This window comes from Microbacterium sp. ZXX196 (genome assembly GCF_009709595.1).
In the GTDB taxonomy this organism is placed as follows: domain Bacteria; phylum Actinomycetota; class Actinomycetes; order Actinomycetales; family Microbacteriaceae; genus Microbacterium; species Microbacterium excoecariae.
Genome location: NZ_WMEE01000420.1, coordinates 1 through 247, shown reverse-complemented (window position 1 = coordinate 247; position 247 = coordinate 1). Strand labels below are relative to the sequence as shown.

Below are 247 nucleotides of genomic sequence, written 5' to 3'. Positions count from 1 at the left end.
CCTTGGTCCGCGAGCCCGTCGCGGCCCACACGGCCGCCTCGAGGATCTGGCCGCCGTCGAGCGGGAGCCCGGGCAGGAGGTTGAAGAAGCCGACGAACGCGTTGGAGAACGCGGCCGCGTACAGCAGGAGCGCGGGCACGGTGAACGTCGGCTGCGCCTGGAACGTCAGCCAGAACACGACGGCGAGGGCGAGGTTGGTCAGCGGGCCGACCACGGAGATGAGGAACCCGTCGAGGGGCCGCGACGC

General features: G+C 72.1%; 1 protein-coding gene. It reads right to left on the bottom strand.

Features of this window, described 5'->3' with window-relative positions; translation table 11 throughout:
* On the bottom strand, positions 1-247 hold a 247-nt coding region (locus GJQ66_RS13545), incomplete at both ends, for a site-2 protease family protein (RefSeq protein ID WP_196215944.1).